20 protein-coding genes are annotated in these 24122 nt (G+C 72.1%); 10 read left to right on the top strand and 10 right to left on the bottom strand.

Translation table 11 applies throughout. The features are described from left to right. The first annotated feature begins 90 nt into the window (after window positions 1-90). The 3 genes from ACTVZO_RS32795 to ACTVZO_RS32785 are packed head-to-tail and all read left to right on the top strand — an operon-like array spanning window position 91 to window position 4609. Entirely contained in the window at window positions 91-918 is an 828-nt protein-coding gene (locus ACTVZO_RS32795; protein WP_443301766.1) for an FAD binding domain-containing protein, read from the top strand. After that, window positions 915-3641 carry a molybdopterin-dependent oxidoreductase gene (locus tag ACTVZO_RS32790; RefSeq protein WP_443301765.1) on the top strand — a complete coding sequence of 909 codons (2727 nt, stop codon included), beginning with the start codon at window positions 915-917 and terminating at the stop codon, window positions 3639-3641. Before ACTVZO_RS32795 ends, ACTVZO_RS32790 begins: the two co-directional genes overlap by 4 nt. Continuing rightward, a complete protein-coding gene (locus ACTVZO_RS32785) occupies window positions 3638-4609 on the top strand; it encodes an antibiotic biosynthesis monooxygenase (protein ID WP_443301764.1) in 972 nt (323 codons plus the stop codon). Before ACTVZO_RS32790 ends, ACTVZO_RS32785 begins: the two co-directional genes overlap by 4 nt. Before the next feature lie 64 nt (window positions 4610-4673). Here the strand turns inward: ACTVZO_RS32785 and ACTVZO_RS32780 are convergent, their stop codons facing one another. The 5 genes from ACTVZO_RS32780 to ACTVZO_RS32760 all read right to left on the bottom strand — a co-directional run bounded on the left by ACTVZO_RS32780 (window position 4674) and on the right by ACTVZO_RS32760 (window position 10892). Beyond that, window positions 4674-6845, bottom strand: a complete 2172-nt coding sequence (locus ACTVZO_RS32780; RefSeq protein ID WP_443301763.1) for a 3-hydroxyacyl-CoA dehydrogenase NAD-binding domain-containing protein — start codon at window positions 6843-6845, stop codon at window positions 4674-4676. A 44-nt stretch (window positions 6846-6889) separates the two neighbouring features. Next, on the bottom strand, window positions 6890-8104 hold the full coding sequence (locus ACTVZO_RS32775; protein WP_443301762.1) for an acetyl-CoA C-acetyltransferase: 1215 nt from the start codon (window positions 8102-8104) through the stop codon (window positions 6890-6892). Between the two features lie 28 nt (window positions 8105-8132). After that, window positions 8133-9275, bottom strand: a complete 1143-nt coding sequence (locus ACTVZO_RS32770; protein WP_443301761.1) for an acyl-CoA dehydrogenase family protein — start codon at window positions 9273-9275, stop codon at window positions 8133-8135. Then, window positions 9272-10405 carry a CaiB/BaiF CoA transferase family protein gene (locus ACTVZO_RS32765; RefSeq protein ID WP_443301760.1) on the bottom strand — a complete coding sequence of 378 codons (1134 nt, stop codon included), beginning with the start codon at window positions 10403-10405 and terminating at the stop codon, window positions 9272-9274. The genes ACTVZO_RS32770 and ACTVZO_RS32765 overlap by 4 nt, the downstream gene beginning before the upstream one ends. Before the next feature lie 94 nt (window positions 10406-10499). Continuing rightward, entirely contained in the window at window positions 10500-10892 is a 393-nt protein-coding gene (locus tag ACTVZO_RS32760; RefSeq protein ID WP_443301759.1) for an MmcQ/YjbR family DNA-binding protein, read from the bottom strand. Between the two features lie 232 nt (window positions 10893-11124). On the opposite strand from ACTVZO_RS32760, the gene ACTVZO_RS32755 reads away from it, so the two are divergent. Next, complete coding sequence (locus ACTVZO_RS32755; protein WP_443301758.1) at window positions 11125-12741, top strand: hypothetical protein; 1617 nt, start codon at window positions 11125-11127, stop codon at window positions 12739-12741. 116 nt (window positions 12742-12857) lie between these two features. After that, on the top strand, window positions 12858-14060 hold the full coding sequence (locus tag ACTVZO_RS32750; RefSeq protein WP_443301757.1) for a saccharopine dehydrogenase family protein: 1203 nt from the start codon (window positions 12858-12860) through the stop codon (window positions 14058-14060). Between the two features lie 7 nt (window positions 14061-14067). On the opposite strand, the gene ACTVZO_RS32745 is transcribed toward ACTVZO_RS32750, so the two are convergent. Continuing rightward, window positions 14068-14748 carry an endonuclease V gene (locus ACTVZO_RS32745; protein ID WP_443301756.1) on the bottom strand — a complete coding sequence of 227 codons (681 nt, stop codon included), beginning with the start codon at window positions 14746-14748 and terminating at the stop codon, window positions 14068-14070. A 26-nt stretch (window positions 14749-14774) separates the two neighbouring features. Between ACTVZO_RS32745 and ACTVZO_RS32740 the strand changes: the two genes are divergently transcribed. Beyond that, window positions 14775-15074, top strand: coding sequence for a YciI family protein (locus tag ACTVZO_RS32740; RefSeq protein ID WP_443301755.1), 300 nt, complete (start codon window positions 14775-14777; stop codon window positions 15072-15074). Window positions 15075-15133: 59 nt separating this feature from the next. On the opposite strand, the gene ACTVZO_RS32735 is transcribed toward ACTVZO_RS32740, so the two are convergent. Beyond that, the gene (locus ACTVZO_RS32735) at window positions 15134-16216 is read right to left on the bottom strand and encodes a WD40/YVTN/BNR-like repeat-containing protein (RefSeq protein WP_443301754.1); all 1083 of its coding nucleotides are present in this window, start codon (window positions 16214-16216) and stop codon (window positions 15134-15136) included. A 323-nt stretch (window positions 16217-16539) separates the two neighbouring features. On the opposite strand from ACTVZO_RS32735, the gene ACTVZO_RS32730 reads away from it, so the two are divergent. The 3 genes from ACTVZO_RS32730 to ACTVZO_RS32720 all read left to right on the top strand — a co-directional run bounded on the left by ACTVZO_RS32730 (window position 16540) and on the right by ACTVZO_RS32720 (window position 20066). Next, window positions 16540-16956 carry an SsgA family sporulation/cell division regulator gene (locus ACTVZO_RS32730; RefSeq protein WP_443301753.1) on the top strand — a complete coding sequence of 139 codons (417 nt, stop codon included), beginning with the start codon at window positions 16540-16542 and terminating at the stop codon, window positions 16954-16956. A gap of 212 nt (window positions 16957-17168) precedes the next feature. Beyond that, complete coding sequence (locus tag ACTVZO_RS32725) at window positions 17169-18809, top strand: ABC-F family ATP-binding cassette domain-containing protein (RefSeq protein ID WP_443301752.1); 1641 nt, start codon at window positions 17169-17171, stop codon at window positions 18807-18809. 285 nt (window positions 18810-19094) lie between these two features. Continuing rightward, window positions 19095-20066, top strand: coding sequence for an acyl-ACP desaturase (locus ACTVZO_RS32720; RefSeq protein WP_443301751.1), 972 nt, complete (start codon window positions 19095-19097; stop codon window positions 20064-20066). 84 nt (window positions 20067-20150) lie between these two features. On the opposite strand, the gene ACTVZO_RS32715 is transcribed toward ACTVZO_RS32720, so the two are convergent. Further along, entirely contained in the window at window positions 20151-20399 is a 249-nt protein-coding gene (locus ACTVZO_RS32715; RefSeq protein ID WP_443301750.1) for a WhiB family transcriptional regulator, read from the bottom strand. Between the two features lie 69 nt (window positions 20400-20468). Beyond that, on the bottom strand, window positions 20469-21518 hold the full coding sequence (gene ligD, locus ACTVZO_RS32710) for a non-homologous end-joining DNA ligase (protein ID WP_443301749.1): 1050 nt from the start codon (window positions 21516-21518) through the stop codon (window positions 20469-20471). Between the two features lie 75 nt (window positions 21519-21593). On the opposite strand from ligD, the gene ACTVZO_RS32705 reads away from it, so the two are divergent. Beyond that, window positions 21594-22667 (top strand): ATP-dependent DNA ligase, encoded by a 1074-nt coding sequence (locus ACTVZO_RS32705; RefSeq protein WP_443301748.1) that lies wholly within the window; start codon window positions 21594-21596, stop codon window positions 22665-22667. A 39-nt stretch (window positions 22668-22706) separates the two neighbouring features. On the opposite strand, the gene ACTVZO_RS32700 is transcribed toward ACTVZO_RS32705, so the two are convergent. Further along, on the bottom strand, window positions 22707-24089 hold the full coding sequence (locus ACTVZO_RS32700; RefSeq protein ID WP_443301747.1) for an NAD(P)/FAD-dependent oxidoreductase: 1383 nt from the start codon (window positions 24087-24089) through the stop codon (window positions 22707-22709). Window positions 24090-24122 lie beyond the last annotated feature (33 nt).

Here is a 24122-nt window from a genome sequence, read left to right as displayed (position 1 = left end):
CGCTCTGGGTACGCTGGAAAGGATTCTCCGCGCCGGGCCGGTCCTCCCCCGAGCCGTTCACGAATGCCCTCGTGAGGGAGATCGATTCCCATGGACCTCAACACCATCACCGAAGTCGTGCGGCGGCCGGCCGGCCGGCCCGGGGCGGACTGGCGCGAGGGCGACGCCTGGCTCGCGGGCGGCACCTGGCTGTTCTCCGCCGAACAGCCCGCCCTGCGCCGTCTGGTCGACCTGACGGCGCTGCACTGGGAGCCCCTCGTACCGGGCGACGCGGGCCTGGAGATCGGGGCCACGTGCACCATTCGCGAGCTCCACGCCTTCACCCCGCCCGGAGACTGGCCCGCGGCCCGCCTCTTCCCGGTGTCCTGCGAGGCGTTCCTCTCCTCGTTCAAGGTGTGGAACGCGGCGACCGTCGGCGGGAACATCTGCCTGTCCCTGCCCGCCGGACCGATGATCACGCTCACGGTCGCGCTGGAGGCGCGCTACGAACTGTGGGCCCCCGACGGCTCCGTGCGCACCGTCGACGCCCTCGACTTCGTGACGGGCGACCACCGCAACGTCCTCGCGCCCGGCGAGATCCTGCGCCGCGTCGACATCCCGGCGCACGCCCTGCACAAACGCGTCGCGCACCGCCGCTTCGCCCTGACCCACCTGGGGCGCTCGACCGTCTTCCTCATCGGCACGCACACACCGGGCACCAGCAACCTGCTGCTCACGGTCACCGCCGGCACCACCCGGCCGGTGCGGTTCGCCTTCGATTCCATGCCCGATGCCCACACCCTGCGGCAGAGCATCGACGCCATACCCGCCGACGTCTGGTTCGCCGACCCCAACGGCACCCCCGACCACCGTCGCCACCTGACACGGCACTTCGCCGAGGAGATCCGCGGCGAACTCATCGCTGGGGGCCCGGCATGACCTACCTGGTGAACGGACGGAGCTTCGACGAGGAACCGGCCCCCGGCCAGTGCCTGCGCACCTTCCTGCGCGCGCTCGGCCACTTCGGCGTCAAGAAGGGCTGCGACGCGGGCGACTGCGGTGCGTGCACGGTGTGGCTGGACGGCACCCCGGTGCACAGCTGCGTCACCCCCGCCTTCCGCGCGGACGGCCGCGCGGTGACCACGGTCGAGGGTCTGGGCTCGCCCGGCGACCTGCATCCGGTGCAGCGGCGGTTCCGCGACGCCCCGGGGTTCCAGTGCGGTTTCTGCACCGCCGGGATGATCATGACCTCCGCGGCCCTCACCGAGGACCAGAAGGCGGACCTGCCAAGGGCGTTGAAGGGCAACCTCTGCCGCTGCACCGGCTACCGGTCGATCGAGGACGCCGTGCAGGGCGTCGCCTCCGTGCGGAGCGCCCGGCCCGGCAAGGCCGTCGGGACGAGCGTCGGCGCGCCGGCGGCCGAGGACGTGGTGACCGGCCGGGCCGAGTTCACGATGGACACCCGCATCGAGGGCATGCTGCACCTCAAGGTGCTGCACTCACCCCACGCGCACGCCCGGATCGTCTCGGTCGACCGGTCCGCCGCGCTCGCCGTCCCCGGCGTGCACCGCGTCTACACCTGGGAGGACGTGCCGCGCAGGCGGTTCACCACGGCGATCCACACCGACCACCTGGTGGATCCGGACGACACGTACATCCTGGACGACACGGTCCGCTTCGCCGGCCAGCGCGTCGCGGTCGTCGTCGCCGACACGGTCGGTGCGGCCGAGGAGGGCTGCCGGCAGCTGGCCGTGGAGTACGAGGTGCTGCCCGCGGTCTTCGACCCCGAGGAGGCCATGGCCGACGGGGCGCCCCAACTGCACGGCTCGGAGGACCCGTTCGTCCGCGACTCCGTCCACAACCTGCTGCTGGAGATCCACTCGCACATCGGCGACGTCGACGCGGGGTTCGCCGCGGCCGACGTGGTCCACGAGGGCACGTACTCCTCGCCGCGCGTGCAGCACGCCCACCTCGAGACCCACGGCTCGATCGCCTGGATGGAGGACGGCCGGCTGAACGTCCGCACCAGTTCGCAGTCCCCCTCGATCGCGAAGGTCAAACTGGCCTACCTGTTCGCGCTGCGCCCCGATCAGCTGCGCGTGTTCTGCATGCGCGTCGGCGGTGGATTCGGCGGCAAGCAGGAGGTCATCTCGGAGGACCTGGTGGCGCTCGCCGCCCTGGACACCGGCCGGCCCGTCTGCTTCGAGTACACGCGCGAGGAGGAGTTCACCACGGCCTCGCCCCGGCACCCGATGAAGCTGACGGTCAGGCTCGGCGCGAAGTCGGACGGCACGCTCACCGCCTTCCAGGTCCGCAACGTGTCCAACACCGGCGCCTACGGCAATCACGGCGGCGAGACCCTGTACGCGGGCGGCGCCGCCGTCATGATCTACCGCTGCCCCAACAAGAAGTACGACGCGTACTCCTTCTACACCAACACCGTGCCCAGCGGCGCCCTGCGCGGCTACGGGATGACCCAGCCGGCCTTCGCCGTCGAGTGCGCCATGGACGAGCTGGCCCTCGCGCTGCACATGGATCCGCTGGAGCTGCGCCGCCGCAACATCGTGCGCCCCGGCGATCCGCTCGTCGCGATGCACGACGGCCCCGACGACGTGGTGTTCACCGAGGACGGGCTCGCGAAGTGCATCGACCTCGTGGCCGGCGCCCTGTCCCGTACCTCCGGCCAGCCCTCCCCCGGCCCCGGCTGGCTGGTCGGGACGGGCGTGGCCAGCTCCCTGCACGAGACGGCGCCGCCGACCGACCACGTCTCCGAGGCCTGGCTCACGCTCGGCGACGACCTCGTCTACGAACTGGCCGTCGGAACGGTCGAATTCGGCGAGGGAACCTCGACCGCGCACGTCCAGATCGCCGCCGGCCAGCTGGGCACCACCCCGTCGCGGATCCGCCTGGTGCAGTCCGACACCGACCGCACCGGCTTCGACACCGGCGCCTTCGCGAGCGCCGGCCTCTTCGTGGCGGGCCAGGCGGTGCTCAAGGCGGCGAACGCGGTGCGCGACCGCATCCTGGAGTTCGCCGCCGCGCACACGGGCGTGCACCTCGTGATGTGCTCGATGGACGACGAGCACGTCGTCTGCGGGGACGAGCGCGTCGCGCTGGCCGAGCTCGTCGCCCTGGCCCGGTCCCGCGGAATCCGCTTCACCGCGGCCCGCAAGGCCTACGGATCGCCCCGCAGCGTCACCTCCAACACCCAGGGCTTCCGCATCGCGGTGCACCGGGTGACGGGTGAGATCCGCGTCCTCTACAGCGTCCACGCCGCCGACGCCGGAGTGGTCATCAACCCCGAGCAGGTCCGCGGGCAGGTGGAGGGCGGTGTCGCCCAGGGCATCGGTTTCGCCCTGACCGAGAACTACCAGGTCGGCGCGGACGGGGTGATGGCCAATCCGAACCTCCGCAACTACCGGATCCCCTCCTACGCCGACGTTCCCCGCACCGACCTGCTCCTTGTGGGCTCCTCCGACTCGGTCGGGCCCATGCGGGCGAAGGGGATGGCGGAGTGCTGCATCAACCCGGTGGCCCCCGCCCTGGCGAACGCGCTGCGCGACGCCACGGGCGTCCGCTACCGCGAGCTGCCCCTCACCCCGGAAAGGATCTACAGCCGGCTGGGTGAGAGCCGGTCGGCGCCGACGGGCCCGAGACGATGACCGGCGACGGGCGGCCGGAGGCGGCGGCGACCGTCATCATCGGCCGCAAGGTCCGGCGCGGCATGGAGGCGCAGTACGAGAAGTGGCAGGAGGGCGTCAACGCGGCCGCCGCCCGGTACGCCGGGCACCTCGGCGCCGAGGTCTCCCCGCCGACGGAGCTCCAGCCCGACTGGGTCGTGGTCTACCGCTTCGACTCGGTGGCCCACCTCCAGGCGTGGATCAACGGCGCGACCCGGCAGCGGCTGCTCGACGCCGGCGAGCAGTACTTCGACGGTCCCGCGACCCAGCAGGTGATCAGCGGCGGAACCCAGCCGACGGACCCGCTCGTGACCGTGGTCGTCACCCACCGGGTCCACCCGGACCAGGTCGAGGACTTCCTCGCGTGGCAACGCCGCATGAGCCGGGAGGAGGGCAGGTTCGAAGGGTTCCGCGGCACCGAGATCTTCCGCCCCATCGAGGGCCTCCAGGACGAATGGACCACCCTGTACCGCTACGACAACGCCGAACACCTGGACGCGTGGCTGACGTCGGACAAGCGGCGGGAGGTCCTCGCCGAAGGCGAGCGGTTCAACGACTTCAAACTGCGCACGATCGACAACTCGTTCGGCAGCTGGTTCGCCTTCGAGGAGAACGGCAAGGAGCTGTCGCCGCCTTCGGAGACCAAGACCTCCGTCGCGGTCTGGGTCGGCCTCTACCCGACCGTCGTCCTGCTGTCGCTCGCGCTGCACCCGCTGGGCATGCCGCTGTGGCTCGGGCTGCTCGTGGGGAACCTGTTCTCGAGCTTCATCATGAGCTTCCTCACCATGCCCCACTACGTGAACCGGCTGCTCAAGCGGTGGCTGTGGCCCGGACCGGACGAGTCCCCGGTGCGCAGCAACCTCACCGGGCTCGGCATCGTCGCCGCGGCGCTCGGGTTCTGGGTCGTGGTCTTCTACCTGGTGACGGAGCGGTTCTGGACCCTGCCCTGATCCTGCGCCCCGGATGGGGGAAGGCCGGCCGGGAGCGACCCGGCCGGCCTTCCGCTCCACCGCACTAGTCGGCGTACGTCTCGCCCCGTTCGGCCTTCGCCACGAGGGAGGCCGGCGGGGTGAAGCGCTCGCCGTACGTGGTGGCGAGTTCGCGCGCACGGGCCACGAAGCCCGGCAGGCCGCCCTCGTAGCCGTTGACGTACTGGATCACGCCGCCGGTCCAGGCCGGGAAGCCGATGCCCATGATGGAGCCGATGTTGGCGTCGGCGACGGAGGTGAGCACGCCCTCGTCGAGGCAGCGGACGGTGTCCAGGGCCTCGGAGAAGAGCATCCGCTCCTTCATGTCCTCGAAGGGGATCTCGTACCCCGGCTTGGTGAAGTGCTCGCGCAGGCCCGGCCAGATGCCGGCGCGCTTGCCCGCCTCGTCGTACGCGTAGAAGCCCGCCCCGCCGCTGCGGCCCGGACGGCCGAACTCGTCGACCATCCGGTCGATGACCCCGTCGGCGGGGTGCTCGGCCCATGCGCGGCCCTCGGCCTCGAAGGCCTTGCGGGTCTCGTTGCGGATCTTGCGCGGGAGGGTGAGGGTGAGCTCGTCCATCAGCGAGAGCACCTTGGCCGGGTAGCCGGCCTGGGCGGCGGCCTGCTCGATCGAGGCGGGCTCGATGCCCTCGCCGACCATGGCCACGCCTTCGTTGATGAACTGGCCGATGACGCGCGAGGTGAAGAACCCGCGCGAGTCGTTGACCACGATCGGGGTCTTGTTGATCTGGCGGACCAGGTCGAAGGCGCGGGCGATGGCCTCCTCGCCGGTCCGCCCGCCCTTGATGATCTCGACCAGCGGCATCTTGTCGACGGGCGAGAAGAAGTGCAGGCCGATGAAGTCGGCGGGGCGCCCGACCCCCTCGGCGAGCCCGGAGATGGGCAGGGTGGAGGTGTTGGAGCAGAGCAGCGCGTCCGGCGCGATGACGTCCTGGATCTCCTGGAACACCTTGTGCTTGAGGGCGGTGTCCTCGAAGACGGCCTCGATGACGGCGTCGCAGCCCGCCAGGTCGGCCGCGTCGGCGGTGGGGGTGATCCGGGCGAGCAGCTCGGCGCGCTGGGCCTCGGTCGTACGGCCGCGGGAGACGGCCTTGTCGAGCAGCTTCTCGGAGTAGGCCTTGCCCTTGGCGGCGGCCTCGGCGCTGACGTCCTTGAGCACCACCTCGATGCCCGCGCGGGCGCAGGAGTAGGCGATGCCCGCGCCCATCATGCCGGCGCCGAGGACGGCGACCTTGCGGACCGTGCGCGGCTCGATCCCCTGCGGGCGGCTGCGGCCCGCGTTGACGGCCTGGAGGTCGAAGAAGAAGGCCTGGATCATGTTCTTGGCGGTCTGGCCGGTGACCAGCTCGGTGAAGTAGCGGGCCTCGATGGTCAGCGCGGTCTCGAAGTCCACCTGGGTGCCCTCGACGGCGCAGGCCAGGATGTTGCGCGGGGCCGGGTACGGGGCCCCGTTGAGCTGCTTCTTCAGGTTGGCCGGGAAGGCCGGGAGGTTGGCGGCGAACCGCGGGTTGGACGGGGTGCCGCCCGGGATCCTGTAGCCGGGTACGTCCCAGGGCTGCTTCGACTCGGGGTTCGCGTCGATGAAGGCGCGGGCCTTGGCGATCATCTCCTCGGGGGTGGCGGCCAGTTCGTGGACCAGGCCGTTCTCCAGGGCGCGCTTCGGGTTGTACTGGGTGCCCTGGAGCAGCACCTTGAGCAGCGCGTCGGCGATGCCCATCAGGCGCACCGTGCGGGTGACGCCGCCGCCGGCCGGGAGCAGGCCGAGGGTGACCTCGGGCAGGCCGATCTTCGAGCCGGGGGCGTCCAGCGCGACGCGGTGGTGGGAGGCCAGGCAGATCTCGTAACCGCCGCCCAGGGCGGCGCCGTTGATCGCGGCGACCACGGGCTTGCCGAGGGTCTCGATGCGGCGCAGCGAGCGCTTGATCTCGGTGCCGGTGTCGAAGGCCAGCTGCGCGTGCTCGGGGCGCAGCCGGATCATGTCCTTGAGGTCGCCGCCCGCGAAGAAGGTCTTCTTGGCGGAGGTGAAGATGATGCCCCGGATGGAGTCCTTCTCGGCTTCGGCGCGGTCGGCGACGGCCGCGATGGAGTCCTTGAAGGCCTGGTTCATGGTGTTGGCGGACTGGTCGGGGTCGTCGAGGACCAGGGTGACGACGCCGGTCTCGTCCTGTTCCCAGCGGATCGTGGTGGACTCGCTCATGTTCGCTACTTCCGTGTCGGAGGGGAATCGGGGATCAGGACGGATCAGATGCGTTCGACGATCGTGGCGACGCCCATGCCGCCGCCGACGCAGAGGGTGACGAGCCCGTAGCGCTTGTCCTGGCGCTCCAGTTCGTCGACGACCGTGCCGAGGATCATCGCGCCGGTGGCGCCGAGCGGGTGGCCGAGCGCGATGGCGCCGCCGTTGACGTTGACCTTGTCGAGGGAGACGCCCATGTCCTTGACGAAGCGCAGCACGACACCGGCGAAGGCCTCGTTGATCTCGATCAGGTCGATGTCGTCGATGGTCAGCCCGGCCTTGGCGAGGGCCTTGCGGGTGGCCGGGGCGGGGCCGGTGAGCATGATGGTGGGCTCGGAGCCGGAGACGGCCGCCGAGACGATGCGGGCGCGCGGGGTGAGGCCGCTCCGCTCGCCCGCCTCGCGGGAGCCGATGGCGACGAGGGAGGCGCCGTCGACGATGCCGGAGGAGTTGCCCGCGTGGTGGACGTGGTCGATCTTCTCGACCCAGTGGTACTTCTGGAGGGCGACGGCGTCGAAGCCGCCGAGCTCGCCGATGTCCGCGAAGGAGGGCTTCAGCTTGGCGAGGGTGTCGGCGGTGGTGCCCGGGCGGACGAACTCGTCGTGGTCCAGGACGACCAGGCCGTTGCGGTCGGTGACCGGGACGACGGACTTGGCGAAGCGCCCGTCCTTGATGGCCGCGGCGGCCCGCTCCTGGGACAGGGCGGCGTACTCGTCGACGTCGCGCCGGGAGAATCCCTCGATGGTGGCGATCAGGTCGGCGCCGATGCCCTGCGGGACGAAGTTGACGTCCCAGTTGGTCATCGGGTCGTTGAACCAGGCGCCGCCGTCGGAGGCCATCGGGACGCGGGACATGGACTCCACGCCGCCCGCGAGGACCAGGTCCTCCCAGCCGGAGCGGACCTTGGCGGCGGCCAGGTTGACGGCCTCCAGGCCCGAGGCGCAGAAGCGGTTCTCCTGTACGCCCGCGACGGTGTCCGGGAGTCCGGCGGCGATGGCCGCGATGCGGGCGATGTCGGAGCCCTGGTCGCCGACCGGGCCGACGACGCCGAGCACGATGTCGTCGATGGCGGCGGGGTCCAGCCCGGGGTTGCGCTCGCGCAGGGCGTGGATGAGGCCGACGACCAGGTCGATCGGCTTGGTGCCGTGCAGGGCGCCGTTGGCCTTGCCGCGGCCGCGCGGGGTGCGGATCGCGTCGTATACGTAAGCTTCGGTGCTCACTGGTCAAGCCTTTCGGGAGGTCTGGGTCTTAGCCGAGGAGGGAGCGGCCGATGATCTCTTTCATGATCTCGGTCGTGCCGCCGTAGATGGTCTGGATGCGGCCGTCGGTGAAGGCCCGCGCGACCCGGTATTCGCTCATGTATCCGTATCCGCCGTGCAGTTGCAGACAGCGGTCGGCGACGCGCTTTTGCAGTTCGGTGGCCCACCACTTGGCCATCGAGGCGTGTACGTGGTCCAGTTCGCCGTTCGCGTGGTCGGTGATGCAGCGGTCGAGGAAGGTGCGGGTGACCGCGCACTCGGTGGCCATCTCCGCGATCTCGAAGCGGATGTGCTGGAGCTTGGCCAGCGGCCGGCCGAAGGCCTCGCGCTCCTTGACGTACCGGGTGGTGATCTCCAGCAGGTGCTCGGCGGCGGCGATGCCGGCCATCGCGATGCCCATCCGCTCCTGCGCGAGGTTGGTCATGAGGTGGACGAAGGCGCCGTTCAGCTCGCCGAGCAGGTTCTCCTTGGGGACGCGGACGTCGTGGAAGAAGAGTTCGGCGGTGTCCTGGGCCTTCTGGCCGATCTTGTCGAGGTTGCGGCCGCGCTCGAAGCCCTCCGCGCCGCGCTCGACGACCAGCAGCGACAGTCCGTGTGCCCCGCCCTCGGGCGTGGTCTTGGCGACCACGATCACCAGGTCGGCGAGGATGCCGTTGGAGATGAAGGTCTTGGAGCCGTTCAGCACCCAGTGGTCGCCCCGGTCCTCGGCGCCGGTGCGGATCCCCTGGAGGTCGGAGCCCGCGCCCGGCTCGGTCATGGCGATGGCGGTGATGGTCTCGCCCGAACAGAACCCGGGCAGCCAGCGGCGCTTCTGCTCCTCGGTGGCCAGCGAGGTCAGGTAGGGCCCGATGATGTCGTTGTGCAGGCCGATGGCCAGCCCCGGGGCGCCCGCGCGGGTGAACTCCTCGGCGATCACGGCGGCGTAGCGGAAGTCGGTGTTCCCGCCGCCCCCGTACTCCTCCGGGACGGCCAGCCCCAGCAGGCCCTGCCGGCCGGCGGCCCGCCATGCCTCGCGGCTGACGATGCCGTCCTTCTCCCACTGCTCGTAGTGGGGCAGCACCTCCTTGGTGAGGAAGGTGCGGACGGTCTCGCGGAACGCCTCGTGGTCGGCGTCGAAGATCCGGCGTTTCATCGGTCCCCTTTCGGGAGCAGGGCCGGCACGTCCCAGTCGGCGGCCACGGAGGCGGTGTCCGCGCCGGGCAGGGCCGGCGCGGAGGTCACGCGGGTCGGGGTCGCGGAGAAGCGCGGGGCGGGGGCGGGCTGGGTGATCCCGGAGTGTTCGGTGAAGGTCCCGCGGGCCGCGAGGTGGGGGTGGTGCGGGGCTTCGCGCAGGGAGAGCACCGGGGCCACGCACGCGTCGGTGCCCTCGAAGACCGCCGTCCACTCCTCGCGCGTACGGGACTTGAACCGGGCGGCCACGGCCTCGCGCAGCTCGCCCCAGCGGGCCAGGTCCTTGCGGGCGGGGGCCTGATCCGCGATGCCGAGCAGTTCCACGAAGGTGTCGTAGAACTGCTGCTCCAGGGCGCCGACCGCCATGTACTGCCCGTCGGAGGTCTCGTAGGTCCCGTAGAAGGGGCAGCCGCCGTCGAGCAGGTTGGCGCCGCGGCGGTCCTGCCAGCCGCCGGCGGCCAGCATGCCGTGGATCATCGCGGTGAGGTGGGCGGTCCCGTCGACGATGGCCGCGTCGACCACCTGGCCGGCGCCTCCGGGGGTACGCGCGTGCCGGAGGGCCGCGAGGACGCCGATGACGAGGTAGAGCGAGCCGCCCGCGTAGTCGCCGACCAGGTTGGCGGGGACGGCCGGGGGCTCGTCCGGGCCGCCGATCATGCCGAGGGCGCCGGTGACGGCGATGTAGGCGATGTCGTGCCCGGCGGTGTGGGCGAGCGGCCCGTCCTGGCCCCAGCCGGTCATCCGGCCGTAGACCAGCTTCGGGTTGCGGGCGTGGCAGTCGGCCGGCCCGACGCCGAGCCGTTCGGCGACGCCGGGGCGGAAGCCCTCGATCAGGACGTCGGCCCGCTCGACGAGGTCCAGGACGCGGGCGGGGCCCTCGGCGGACTTGAGGTCGACCAGGACGGAGCGCTTGCCGCGGTTGGTGAGGTCGTAGGCGGGGTTGACCGCGAGCCCGCCGCCGCCCGGCCGGTCCACGCGTACGACGTCGGCGCCCAGGTCGGCGAGGAGCATGGCGGCGAACGGGCCTGGGCCGATGCCCGCCAGTTCGACGACGCGCACCCCGGCGAGCGGGCCGGTCCCTGTCACTGCCATCGAGCCCCCAGCATTCGTAGCCGCACGGTGTGACACAACTGATGTAACACCAGCGATGCTAGGAACGCGTTCCACTCAGCACAAGAGCAAGCGCTTAGCCATTTGCCTCGATCCGGGCGTCCAGCTCCCTGACGTGCCGCTTGAGGGCCACGGTGCGGTAGCTCTCCTCCACCCACTCGCACAGGACCTGCGCGGAGGGCGCCCCCTGCTCCCCCAGCGGGACGGATACCCAGCCCGAGCGGCCGAGGCCGTAGCCGGTGGGCTCCGCACCGGGCGCGGACATCGCGTGCCCGTGCAGCGCCTCGTCCCTGAGCTTCACGGACAGGCCGGGCGGCTGCGGCCCGTCGGCGTTCCCGAGGAAGACGAAGATCTTCTTGTTGACCTTCACCACACAGTCCTCGGGACCCCACGGATACTCCTCGACCGCCTCCGGAAGCCCACGGGCAAACTCCCGCACCGCCTCCCACTTGCGCACCGCAGCCTTCATCAACGCCTCCCGCGTACCGCCGGTCACATCTGCCCCGAACCGGCACCGACCGGCACCGACCGCCCGCCGGGAGGGCCCGGTCCTCACGCTAGCCCCCACCCGCTGATCAAAGTCCTTTCGGCGCGGCAGGCGGCTATGTACTCTGATCACGCTTCAAACCTGAGCAAGTTCAAAAAAACGAAAAATGGGGGGGCCGGTGCGCAATCGCCGACTCGTAATTTCCGCTGCCGTCGTGGCCGCGGGCATGGGTCTCATACCCGGGGTGGCGCAGGCCGATCCGGTCGCGCCCGCCAAGCAGGGCGTGACGGTTCCCGACGCGGACCTGAAGAAGGCCGCGGCGGAGAACTTCAAGACCTTCAAGAGCTCCGCCGAGCGCTCGGTCCGCACGTCCGGCGGGAAGGCCACCGCGCAGGCGGAGGCCGCCAACCCGAGCCTCGCCGTCGACCTCGCGGCGTGGAACGTGTCCGCCCACTCGCTGGAGCTGGACACCACCGTCACGAGCGACCCGAACCGGTACGTCGACGTCGTCATCGACTGGGGCGACGACACCACGAGCAACGAGACCGCGTACGGCAGCACCACGATGACCACCGCGCACAACTACGCGGAACTGGGCACCTACACCATCACGGTCACCGCGACGGACCGCGCCGACGGCACGACCGTCACCAACACGGTCGAGATCCTGACCGCGGGCTCGGACTTCACCCCGCACAGCCCCACCCGCCTGCTCGACACCCGCAGCGGCATCGGCGGCGCCAAGGCGAAGATCAAGCCGTACACCACGGCGCGCGTGCAGATCGCCGGCAACGGCTCGATCCCGGCGGGCGTCACCTCCGTGGTCCTCAACCTCACGGTCACCAACACCACCAGCGGCGGCCACGTCACGGCGTTCCCCTCCGGCACCACGCGCCCGATCACCTCGAACGTCAACTTCGTCGCCGGTCAGACCGTGCCGAACCTGGCGGTCGTCACGGTCGGCCAGGACGGCTACGTGGAGCTGTACAACGGCGGCTGGGAGTCGATCGACCTCATCGCCGACGTCACCGGCTACTTCGCCAAGGCAGCCGCCAGCGGCTACACCCCGGTCTCCCCGGTCCGCTTCGCCGACACCCGTGAGGGCCTCGGCACCGCCAAGGGCCAGGTCCCCGGGCAGACCGCCTTCGGCCTGCAGATCGGCAACAGCCGCGGCGTGCCGGCCGGCATCACCGCCGTGGCGCTCAACGTGACCGTCACCAACCCGCGCGAGGCCGGCCACCTGACCGCCTACCCGAGCGGCCAGGCGGCGCCGAGCGCCTCCAACGTGAACTTCACCGCCGGTCAGACCATCGCCAACTCGGTGATCGTCCCGGTCGGCCCCGACGGCAAGATCAACATCCGCAACGGCGCCTGGGCCGGGACCGATGTCATCGTCGACGTCGTCGGCTACTACAGCGAGGCGAGCGAGGGCGCGTACCTGCGCCTCAACCCGAAGCGCGTGTTCGACACCCGCGACCCCGCGGGCTCCGTCTACGGACCGGTGTGGGGCCGCAGCTACATCTGGGTGGACTTCGCCTCGCAGTGGCCCAACGACATCGGCTACGTGCTGAACACCACCGCCACCAACACGGCCGGCCCCGGCTTCGTCGCCGTGGCCCCGGACCCGAACTACCGCTGGCAGTACGACAACGGCTCGGAGTCCTGGCCCGCCGCGCCCACCTCCTCCACCCTCAACTTCACCGCGGGCAAGACCGTCCCGAACCTGGTGCAGGCGAGCACGGGCAACACGGGCATCGTGGACTTCTGGAACCAGTCGGACGACGACATCGACATGATCGTCGACATGTTCGGCTACTACGACAAGAACTGACCCACCGGCAGCCGGCGGACCCAGCGCCCCGGGAACGGCCCCAGGCCGTCCCCGGGGCGCTGCCCGTCCTCCCCGCACGCTAGCCTCGCCCCCTACACCAGCTGGGAGGAACGGTCATGAACGCACAGGCTCGGCAGGACCATCCGCGGGAGCGGGCCCACGACATCGTGCTCTTCGGCGCCACCGGGTTCGTGGGGGCGCTGACCGCCGAGTACCTCGCCGCGCACGCGCCCGCCGGCTGCCGCTGGGCCCTCGCGGGCCGGGACCTCGCCAAGCTGGAGAGGCTGCGCGAGCGGCTGGCCGCCATCGACCCGGCCTGCGCCGCGGTGCCGCTGCTGCGGGCGGACGCCTCCGACGCCGGGGCGGTGCGGGCTCTGGCCGCGTCGACCCGGGTGCTGGCCACCACCGTGGGACCGTACGTCTGGTACGGGGCGGAGCTGGTCGCCGCCTGCGCCGAGACGGGCACGGACTACGTGGACCTCACCGGCGAGCCCGAGTTCGTGGACCGGATGTACGTCGAGCACGACGCGCGGGCCCGGGAGACCGGCGCGCGGATCGTGCACGCCTGCGGCTTCGACTCGATCCCGGCCGACCTCGGGGCCTACTTCACGGTCGGCCGGCTGCCCGAGGGCGTGCCGCTGCGCGTCGACGGGTTCATGCGGTCCAACGCCCTGTTCTCCGGCGGGACCCTGGCCTCGGCGCTGACCGCGCTGGGCCGCGGCCCGCAGACGCTGGCCGCCGCGCGGGAGCGCCGGCTGCACGAGCCCCGGCTGCTGGGGCGGCGGGCGCGCGGACCGGCCGGCGCGCCCCGGTTCAGCCGGGAGACCGGCACCTGGGCGCTGCCGCTGCCCACGCTGGACCCGCGGATCGTGGCCCGGTCGGCGGCCGCGCTGGAGCGCTACGGCCCGGACTTCCGCTACCGGCACTACGCCTCGGTCACGCACCTCCCGGTCGCGGTGGGCGGCGCCGCGGCGGTGGGCGTGACGGCGGCCCTGGCCCAGGTCCCGGCGGCCCGGCGGTGGCTGATGAACCGCTGGGAGCCGGGCCGGGGACCGGACGCCGAGCGGCGGGCACGCAGCTGGTTCACGGTGCGGTTCGTGGGCGAGGGCGGCGGCCGGCGCGTGCTGACGGAGGTGTCGGGCGGCGACCCGGGGTACGGGGAGACGGCGAAGATGCTCGCCGAGTCCGCGCTCTGCCTGGCCCACGACGCCCTGCCCGAGGCCGCCGGACAGCTGACGACGGCCGTCGCGATGGGCGACGCGCTGATCACCCGCCTCCAGAAGGCGGGCATCGTCTTCCGGGTGGCGGACGCCCGCTGAGCGGACGTCACCCCGCGGCCTCGCGCAGGGCGCGGCGGCACAGGGAGTCGGCGTGCCGGGTGGTCTCCGGGATCCGGAACCGGGGGCTGAGGGCGAGGACCTGGGCGCAGGCGTTGTCCAGCGACACCCGGTGCCCGACGGAGACGAACACCGGCTTGATCCGGTCCTGGGTCCGCAGCGCCCGGCCGACCTCCGCCCCGTCGGCGGCGACGAGCGGGGCGAAGTCACCGCGCCCGGCGCCCGGTTCCCCGTACGTGAAGGTGAACGGGTTCTTCGCGACCCCGATGGCCGGGAGGCCGGTGACCACGCCGAGGTGGCAGGCGAGGCCGAAGCCGCGCGGGTGGGCGAGCCCGTAGCCGTCGCAGACGACGAGGCCGGGCGCGGCGGTCAGCGAGTCGAGGGCGGCCAGTACGGTCGGCAGCTCGCGGAAGGCGAGCAGCCCCGGCACGTAGGGGAAGCTGACGCGTCCGACGGCGGTGGCCTCCTCGACGACTTCGAGGGTGGCCGCGTCCAGCACCACGGCCGCGGCTGCCACCAGGTCCCGCTCGTCGTCGTAGGCGACGTCCACTCCGGCGACCAGTCCGCGGCCGGGGGGCGGCCCGGGCTCGGAGAGCACGACCTGATGGCGTAGTTCGTCCTGTATCGCCCGGGCCTCGGCCTCATCGGCGGGAGTCTTCGTCCTCGTCATGATGGAGCGAGAGTAGCCTGGCGATCATGTTCGTCCTGGAGCTCACCTACACCGCGCCCGTGGAAGCCGTCGAAGACCACATGGACGCCCACATCGCCTGGCTGGACGGCCACTACGCCGAGGGCGTCTTCCTCGCGTCGGGGCGCAAGGTCCCGCGCGACGGCGGCGTGATCCTGGCCGGCGGGGTCTCCCGCGCCGAGATCGAGAGGATCGCGGCCGGGGACCCCTTCGCCGTGGCGGGCGTCTGCGCCTACCGCATCACGCAGTTCATCGCCACGAAGACGTCCGCCGACCTCGCGACGGTCCGCGAGAACCCGGCGGCGTAGCGAGGTCCGGGCCACCCCGTCCGCACCCTGCCGGCGGGGCGGCCCGTGCTCCTCTCGGGTCAGCGGTGTTCCAGCCGGGCCACCCGGCCCTTCTCCCCCGAGGCCCAGCAGCCCGTGTCCGGGGCGCAGTCGACCGTGTCGAAGGATCCGGGGTCCAGCGGCCGCCAGCTGCGCCCGCCGTCCCGCGTCACGTCCGTGCCCGTCGGCCCGACCGCCAGCGCGGTGCCGCGGCTGTACGGGTACCAGGCCGCGCCGGACCGGTAGGCCGGCGGCGGGGCGGCCGCCTGGCGCCAGCTGCGCCCGCCGTCGCCGGAGACGGCCGCGGCCTGCGGGGAGGCCTGGCCGGTGCGGTAGTCGCCGCCGACCGCGAGGCCCTTCGTACGGTCCCGGAAGGCCAGGGCGAAGACGCCCCGCGCCGGGTCGCCCGCCGGGACGCCGGATTCGGCGGCGCGCCAGGTCAGGCCGCGGTCCGCCGAGTGCAGCACGCGCGCCGTCGCCCCGCCCCCCGTCGCCAGCCAGACATCGCGCGGCCCCGCGCTGACCAGGCACTGGCCGCTCGCCGCGAAGCCCGCCTCCCCGGGCAGCGCGGGCGGCATGCCGGCGTCCGGCAGCACCCGCCAGCTGCGTCCGCCGTCGTCCGTGGACAGGATGCGGAACCGGCCGTCCACCGGGTCGCTCATCGCCAGCCCGTGCCACGGGTCGAAGAAGGTGAGGCAGTCGTAGAAGGCGCGGGGGTCGGGGTTGCGGAAGGTCTCGGTCCAGGTGGCGCCGCCGTCCTCGGTGCGCAGCACCCGGGAGGCCTCACCCTCGCCGATCGACAGGGCCACCGCGCGCCGCGCGTCGAAGGCCTCGACGTCCCGCAGCTCCAGCCCCTCCGCGACCGCGCCCGACGGCGAGACGTCCTGCCAGCTGCGGCCGCCGTCCACCGTGCGCAGGACGGTGCCCTTGGAGCCGGCGACCCAGGCCGTGCTCCGGCTCACCGCGGCCAGACCGCGGAAGCGCACGTCCTTGCCGGTGTCCTTCAGCGCCCAGCCCGCGCCGCGCAGTTCCGCCGTGTCTCCGGCCCCGGACGCGTGGGCCGGCGCGGCCAGTAAGCCCACCGTCAAAGCCGCCGCGCACATGCCAACTCCCAGAAGTCTCATGGCGCCGGAAGCTAACGCACGTCCGATGCCCCGTCCAGGGTGCGTCGCCTCGTCCGCAGGGCGGGCCGGGCCCTGCTTTGGGCCTGTGGAGTGAACGGTAACCGGCCCTTCTCCGGCCCCTGCGGAGCATGCGGCCCGCACCGGCCCTCCTGCCCCCACTCCCCCCTGACGGTCACTCTGTGCGATCACACAGGCGGCTTCCGGCCAATCGGTGACACAGGTCACGTCAGCCCCCATGCACGGATTTGCCGATTCCGGCGTCTATCGGGTTGCCGGGTTCCACCCCACAGTCCGGCAGCAGATCCGCCGCAAGGGAGTGAGCCTTGATCACTGTCATCGAGCAGGCCGTACAGGCCCGCCTGGTCGCCACCGCGCCGAAGGTCGAGACCGTTCCCGTCACCCTCTGCTACGACCGTGCGGATCCGTTCGCCGTGCGCATGGCCTTCCCCGCCCCGGCCACCCTGGAGGGCGTCGAGGTCTCCTGGACCTTCTCGCGGGAGCTGCTCGAATCCGGACTGGACCGCCCGTCCGGCTGCGGCGACGTGCGGGTGCGGCCGTACGACGGGGACCGCACCACCATCGAGTTCCACGCCCCCGAGGGCGTGGCGATCATCCTGATGCTGACGGCCGAGCTGCACCGGTTCCTGGAGCGGGCCTCGACGGTGGTCCCGCCCGGCCTGGAGCACCTGTACCTCGACATGGACCACAGCCTGGCCGAGCTGATGCGCGACACCTGCTGAACCGGCGGCGGCCTTAATTCGTTTGCGGGCGGCTCCGGCCGCCCGTAGCTTCGTTCACGCCCCTCGCACTCATGCGCACGCCCTTCACCGCCGCGTGCCGCCGAAACGGAGCAGGACATTGTTCGTCTGAGGTCCGAGACACCGGCCACCGCCACCGACAGCCGGCCGTCTCCCCGCGTTGCACGCACCACTCACGCAACCTGGAGGCCTCCATGAGCCATGCTCCCTCATTCGTCACCTGCTCCGCACTTTCCTTCGACTGGCCCGACGGCACGCCCGTGTTCGACGGGTTCCAGCTCGCCGTCGGCCCCGGCCGCACCGGCCTTGTCGGGCTCAACGGCTGCGGCAAATCCACCCTGCTGAAACTCATCGCGGGGGAACTCACCCCGTCCGACGGCCAGTTGTCGGTGGCCGGCCGCATCGGTTACCTCCCGCAGAACATCACCCTCGACACCGCGCTGCGCGTGGACGAGGCCCTCGGCATCCGCACCGCCCGGGCCGCCCTGCACGCCATCGAGGCGGGCGAGGCCACCGAGGCGAACTTCGCCGCCGTGGGCGACGACTGGGACGTGGAGGAGCGGGCCCTGGCCACGCTCGACCAGCTCGGGCTCGCCCGGATCGGCCTGGACCGGACCGTCGGCGAACTCTCGGGCGGTGAGTGCGTCCTGCTGCGGCTGGCCGCCCTCCTGCTCGCGCGTCCCGACGTACTGCTGCTGGACGAGCCGACCAACAACCTCGACCTGCGGGCCCGCGGCCGCCTGTACGCGGCGGTGGAGTCCTGGACCGGGGTGATGGTCCTGGTCAGCCACGACCGGGAGCTGCTGGAGCGGGTCGACCAGATCGCGGATCTGCGTGACGGCGAAGTCCGCTGGTACGGCGGGAACTTCACCGACTACGAGACGCTGCTCGCCGCCGAGCAGGACGCGGCCGGGCGGATGGTCAGGGTCGCGGAGGCCGACGTACAGCGGCAGAAGCGCGAACTGTCCGAAGCCCAGGCCAAACTGGCCCGGCGCAAGCGGTACGGCCAGAAGATGAACGACACCAAACGCGAGCCGAAGATCGTGATGGGCGCCCGCAAGCGGGCCGCGCAGGAGTCGGCCGGCAAGCACCGCATCATGCACACCGAGAAGCTCGCCCAGGCGAAGGAGCGGCTGGACCAGGCGGTGGACGCGGTGCGCGACGACGACGCGATCCGCATCGAACTGCCCGCCACCCAGGTCCCGCCGGGCCGGCGCGTCCTGACCCTGAGCGATCTGCGCCTGGTCCACGGGGCGTACGTACGGGGCGAGTGGGAACTGCGCGGTCCGGAGCGGATCGCGCTGGTGGGCAGGAACGGCTCGGGCAAGACCACGCTGCTGCGCACGGTCGCCGGACTGCTCGCCCCGGAGGCCGGGGCCGCGGTCACCCATGTGACCACGCGGTTCCTGCCGCAGCGGCTGGACGTGCTCGACGAGAGCCGTTCGGTCGTGGAGAACGTGGCGCGGTTCGCCCCGCAGGCCACGAACAACCTGATCCGGGCCCGGCTGGCGCACTTCCTGTTCCGGGGCGCCCGGGCGGACCGGGCGGCGGGCACCCTGTCGGGCGGCGAGCGCTTCCGCGCGGCGCTGGCGGCACTGCTGCTGGCGGAGCCGGCTCCGCAGCTGCTGATGCTGGACGAGCCGACGAACAGCCTGGACCTGGCGAGCGTGCGGCAGCTGACGGACGCGCTGGAGTCGTACGAGGGGGCGCTCGTGGTGGCCAGCCACGACGTGCCGTTCCTGGAGTCGATCGGCATCACCCGGTGGCTGATGCTGGACGGCAGGCTGCGCGAGACCACGGCCGCGGAGGTCCGCGAGACGCTGTGGCACGGCTGACCGGACCACAGAACCCGGCACGTCCGGGTGCCGCCCGCTCCGGCGGGCGGCACCGCCGTCTTCCGCAAGCGCCCGGCCCGGCCGTCAAGGCGGCGGCCGCGGGCCACCTGGTGGCATGACTTTGACCTCTCGTTTCCCCCTCAGGACCCCTTCAAACTGCATAGATAACGGGACGTAACCGGTCATAGCCCCACCTAGGGCTTGGCTGGCCTTGATGTCAGGCTTAACCTACGACTCCGTAGGCTACGGAACCGTAGGTAATTCGCTTTGCACCCAGGAGTACCCGTGACGATCACCTCTCCCCACCTCGGCAGCTCGGAGGCGTGGACCGACGCCAAGCTGCTGTTCGCGCTGGAAGAGGTGGTCGAAAAGGAGCTCAACCGCCATCTGAAGGTCACCAAGGACTGGATGCCCCACGAGTACGTCCCGTGGAGCGACGGCCGGAACTTCCCCGGATTCTTCGAGGACGGCGAGGCCTGGGACCCCCAGCAGTCCAAGGTGACCGACATCGGCAAGATCGCGCTGGTCGTGAACCTGCTGACCGAGGACAACCTCCCCAGCTACCACCACGAGATCGCCTCGCTCTTCGGCCGCAACGGCGCCTGGGGCACCTGGGTGCACCGCTGGACGGCCGAGGAGGGCCGCCACGGCATCGTGATGCGCGACTACCTGCTGGCCTCGCGCGCCGTGGACCCGGACAAGCTGGAAGCGTTCCGGATGCAGCACATGTCGGAGGGCTTCGAGTCCGACAACCGGCACTCCATGCTCCACTCGGTGGCGTACGTCGCCTTCCAGGAGCTCGCCACCCGCATCTCGCACCGCAACACCGGCCACCAGTCCGGTGACCCCGTGTGCGACCGGATGCTGGCGCGCATCGCGCAGGACGAGAACCTGCACATGATCTTCTACCGCAACCTGCTGGGCGCGGCCTTCGAGATCGCCCCGGACCTGACCATGCAGGCCGTGCGGGACGTCGTGGTCGGCTTCCGGATGCCCGGACACGGCATGCCCGGCTTCGAGCGGATGGCCGCGCAGATGGCGATCGGCGGGGTCTACAACCTGCGGATCCACCACGACGACGTACTGAGCCCCGTGATCCGCTTCCTGAAGGTCATGGACATCGACGGCCTGGGCCCCGAGGGCCAGAAGGCCCAGGAAGAGCTCGGCCTGTTCATGAACGGCCTGGACTCCGAGGCCCGCAAGTTCGACGAGCGCCTGGCCGCCCGTGCGGCCCGCCTCGCGGCCCGCAAGGGCTGACGCTTCCCCCCTCACTCGCCGGAGTGGGGCCGATCGCCCTGGTGGAGCACTGCTCCGCCAGGGCTCTTCGCGTCCCGGCGCCGTTCAGCCGCGGCGGGTCCGCAGGGCCTGGCGCTCGGACTCCGAGAGGCCGCCCCAGACGCCGAAGCGCTCGTCGTTGGCCAGGGCGTACTCCAGGCACGCCGCCCGCCCCTCGCACGCCCCGCACAGCCGCTTCGCGTCGCGCAGCGAAGAACCCGGCTCCGGGAAGAAGAAGCCCGGGCCCGTCTGGGCGCACAGGGCGAGGTCGTACCAAGCGGTGGTGGCGGTGGCGTCAGCGGTGTTCATCGACATGCCGGTGATCCTGGCCGTCCCCGATTAACGTCCTATCAACGGTCGATCAACACCGCGCGGCCCGCCCCGTCACGCGGTTCCCTCGGGCCCGGGCGCCGGCGCGTCCTCGTGTTTCGCGCGGCTCGGCTGGACGCGCTTGGGCTCGCCCGGCATCTTCGGGTAGTCCGGCGGATAGGGCATGTCGCCCAGGCCGTGTTCGTGCTCGTCCCGCGCGGCGAGTTCGAGCACGGCGTCGAGGGTGAAGGCGTGGTCGTCCATCTCCGCGTGCAGGTCGCCCAGTTCGGCGAAGCGGGCGGGCATGGTCACGATGTCGAAGTCGCGCGGCTCCGCGTCATCGACCTCATCCCAGCGCAGCGGCGCCGACACCGGTGCGTGCGGGCGGGGCCGGACGGAGTAGGCGGAGGCGATCGTGCGGTCGCGCGCCGTCTGGTTGTAGTCGACGAAGATCCGCTCGCCTCGTTCCTCCTTCCACCACGCGGTCGTGACCTTGCCCGGCATGCGGCGCTCCAGTTCCCGGCCGAGCGCGATGGCGCACCTGCGGACCTCGGTGAAAGTCCAGCGAGGCTCGATCGGGACGAAGACGTGCAGGCCGCGGCCGCCCGAGGTCTTGGGCCAGCCCCGCAGCCCCAGCTCCTCCAACAGGGCGCGCAGCTCGTGCGCGGCCGCCACCGCGTGGTGGTAGTCGGTGCCGGGCTGGGGGTCGAGGTCGATCCGCAGCTCGTCGGGCCGGTCGGTGTCCGCCCGGCGCACGGGCCACGGGTGGAAGGTGAGGCAGCCCAGATTGGCGGCCCACAGGACGGCGGCCGGCTCGGTCGGGCAGATCTCGTCGGCGCTGCGGCCGCTCGGGAAGGCGATGTGGGCGGTCGGGATCCATTCGGGAAGGTTCTTCGGAGCCCGCTTCTGGAAGAAGGACTCGCCCTCCACCCCGTCCGGGAAGCGCTCCAGGGTCGTCGGCCGGTTGCGCAGGGCGCGCGTGATGCCGTCGGCGACCGCCAGGTAGTACTCGGCCACGTCCCGCTTGGTGAGGCCGCGCTCGGGGAAGTACACCTTGTCCGGGCTGGACAGCCGTACCGTCCGCCCGCCCGCGTCCAGCTCGATGGCATTGCCGGCAGCACCCATGTGCGCCACGGTAGGCGGGTCCGGCCGGGTGCGCACACCGGGCGGGCGCGGACGTACCACCGCAGAATCGGAGGCATGGACCTGCCGGTGATGCCGCCCGTGAAACCGATGCTCGCCAAGTCCGTGACGAAGATTCCGCCCGGGATGCAGTACGAGGCGAAGTGGGACGGCTTCCGGGCCGTCGTGCACCGCGACGGCGACGAGATCGAGATCGGCAGCCGCACGGGCAAGAGCCTGACCAGGTACTTTCCCGAGCTGGTGGCGGCCCTGAAGGAGAACCTGCCCGACCGCTGCGTCGTCGACGGCGAGGTCGTCATCGTCAGCGGCGGGCGTCTGGACTTCGACCGGCTGACCGAGCGCATCCACCCCGCCGCCTCGCGCGTGAAACTGCTCGCCGAGACCACCCCCGCCAGCTTCGTCGCCTTCGACCTGCTGGCGCTCGGCGACGAGGCGCTCCTCGACACCCCGCTCAGCGAGCGCCGCAGCGCCCTCGCCCGGTCCCTGTCCACCGCACGGCCCCCCGTCCACCTCGCGCCCGCGACCACCGATCCCGCGCTCGCGCAGGAGTGGTTCGAGCGATTCGAGGGCGCCGGGCTCGACGGGGTGATCGCCAAACCCCTCGATCTCCCCTACCGGCCCGATGCCCGCCTCATGTTCAAGATCAAGCACGAGCGTACGGCGGACGTCGTCCTGGCGGGTTTCCGTTTCCACAAGAGCGGTCCGATTGTCGGATCGCTGCTGCTCGGCCTGTACGACGGCCACGGCGCCCTCCAGCACGTGGGCGTGTGCGCCGCGTTCCCCATGAAGCGCCGGGCCGAGCTGGTCGAGGAGCTCGACCCCCTGCGCATGCCGGACCCCGAGGGCCACCCCTGGGCCGCCTGGACCGAGGAGTCGGCCCACGAGAACGCCCGCCTGCCCGGCGCCCAGAGCCGCTGGACCGGCAAGAAGGACCTCTCCTGGGTACCGCTGCGCCCCGAACGGGTCCTCGAGGTGAAGTACGACCACATGGAGGGCGACCGCTTCCGCCACACGTCCCAGTTCCGCCGCTGGCGCCCCGACCGGCAGCCGCAGAGCTGCACGTACGCCCAACTGGAGGAGGTCGTGGGCTACGACCTCGCCGAGGTGCTCGGCGCTCCCCCGTCCGGCTGACCGGCCGACCGGGCCGATCCGGCCGTCCGACCGGCGGGGTCAGCCCGACGTGAGCTTCTCCCATTCCGCGCGGTCCGGGCCCACCGTGTTCGGCTCGTAGTCCGGGTGGGACGCCAGCCAGCGGGACACGCGCGCCCGGATCTCGGGGTCCGCGTACGCGCGCTCCGGGACCTCGGCCAGGTGGCGGACCCTGGCCCGGGCCCGCATCACCTCGGGGTCCTCCAGCGCGCAGTCGAAGAGCGCCGCCACCTCGCGCGCCGTCCCCGTACGCCCGGCCCGGGTCGCGAAGCGCTCCCCGATGGCCGAGTCGGCGACGACCTGGAAGTCGAACCACGGCTTCAGGGTGCGCACCGCCCAGGCGTGGTGGTCGGCGGCGTACCGCTCCGACGACGGGTCGCGGTGTGCCGTACGGGCCACCCTGCGGGCCGCCCACAGGGCCAGCGAGGTGCCCTGCCCGAGGGTCGGGTTGGTGTGCGTGATCGCGTCCCCGACCGGCACCAGCCCGCTCACCACCGGCCCCCGCTCGTCGACCAGCGCGCTCCACCGGTTGTCGAGGCTCGCGGTGGCCAGCACCTCCGACAGGGGTTCGGCGCCGAGGGCCAGCCAGGCCGCGCCGGGCGGGAAGGAGCGGGCCGCGGCCTCGAAGACGGCGGGGTCGCGCAGCGCCGAGCGCGTGGTGTCCGTGGTGTGGACGAACAGGGTCACGGCGAAGACCCGGTTGTCGGCGGGGAAGACCGCGCACCCGGCGAAGGCGCCGCCCGTCACCGCCCAGGGCCGGCGCGGCCCCTCCTCCATGCCGTCGGGCAGCCGGTACCAGCGGCAGAAGTACGCGAGCCCCGTGCGGTGCCGTTCCACGACCGGCGGCCGGCAGCCCGCCGCGGTGAGCCAGCGCTCGACTCCCCCGCGCCGCCCGCCCGCGTCCACCACGAGGTCCCCCCGGTAGCTCCCGGCTTCCGTGGTCACCCCCGTCACACGGACCCCGGGGGCCGTGAGCAGCCCGGTGACCGGTTCCCCGTACCGCGAGACGACGCCCTGCTCCGCGCGCAGGGCGCCGGCCAGTGCGCTCTCCAGCAGGATCCGCCGGGCCTGGAGCATGACGAGGTCCTCGTCACCGGGGCGCGCGGGCGGCCGTTCGTCGAACCAGTCCAGCTCGTGCCGCTCGCGCGCTCCGAGCCGGAGCATCTCCGCGTGGACGTCGGGCAGTTCGTCGCGCAGGAGGCTGCGCGCCGCCCCCAGCAGCGCGTGCGGCTGGTTCGCCTGCGGCACGGCCGGGCGACGCCAGCCGAAGAAGTCGCGGTCGAGCGCGGTACCCGGGGCACGCGTATCGCGTTCGAACAGTTCGGCCGTATGCCCCTGCCGCGCCGCGAGCAGCGCGGTCGCCAGCCCTCCGACACCTCCGCCGATGACCAGTACATGTGCCATTGCGCCCCCTGAGCCGACGAACCGTACGACGAT

Origin of the sequence: Streptomyces sp. IBSNAI002 (assembly GCF_052244475.1) — a bacterium.
Classification (GTDB): domain Bacteria; phylum Actinomycetota; class Actinomycetes; order Streptomycetales; family Streptomycetaceae; genus Streptomyces.
Note: the sequence above shows the minus strand (reverse complement) of the source record. Positions and strands in the feature narration are given on the sequence as shown.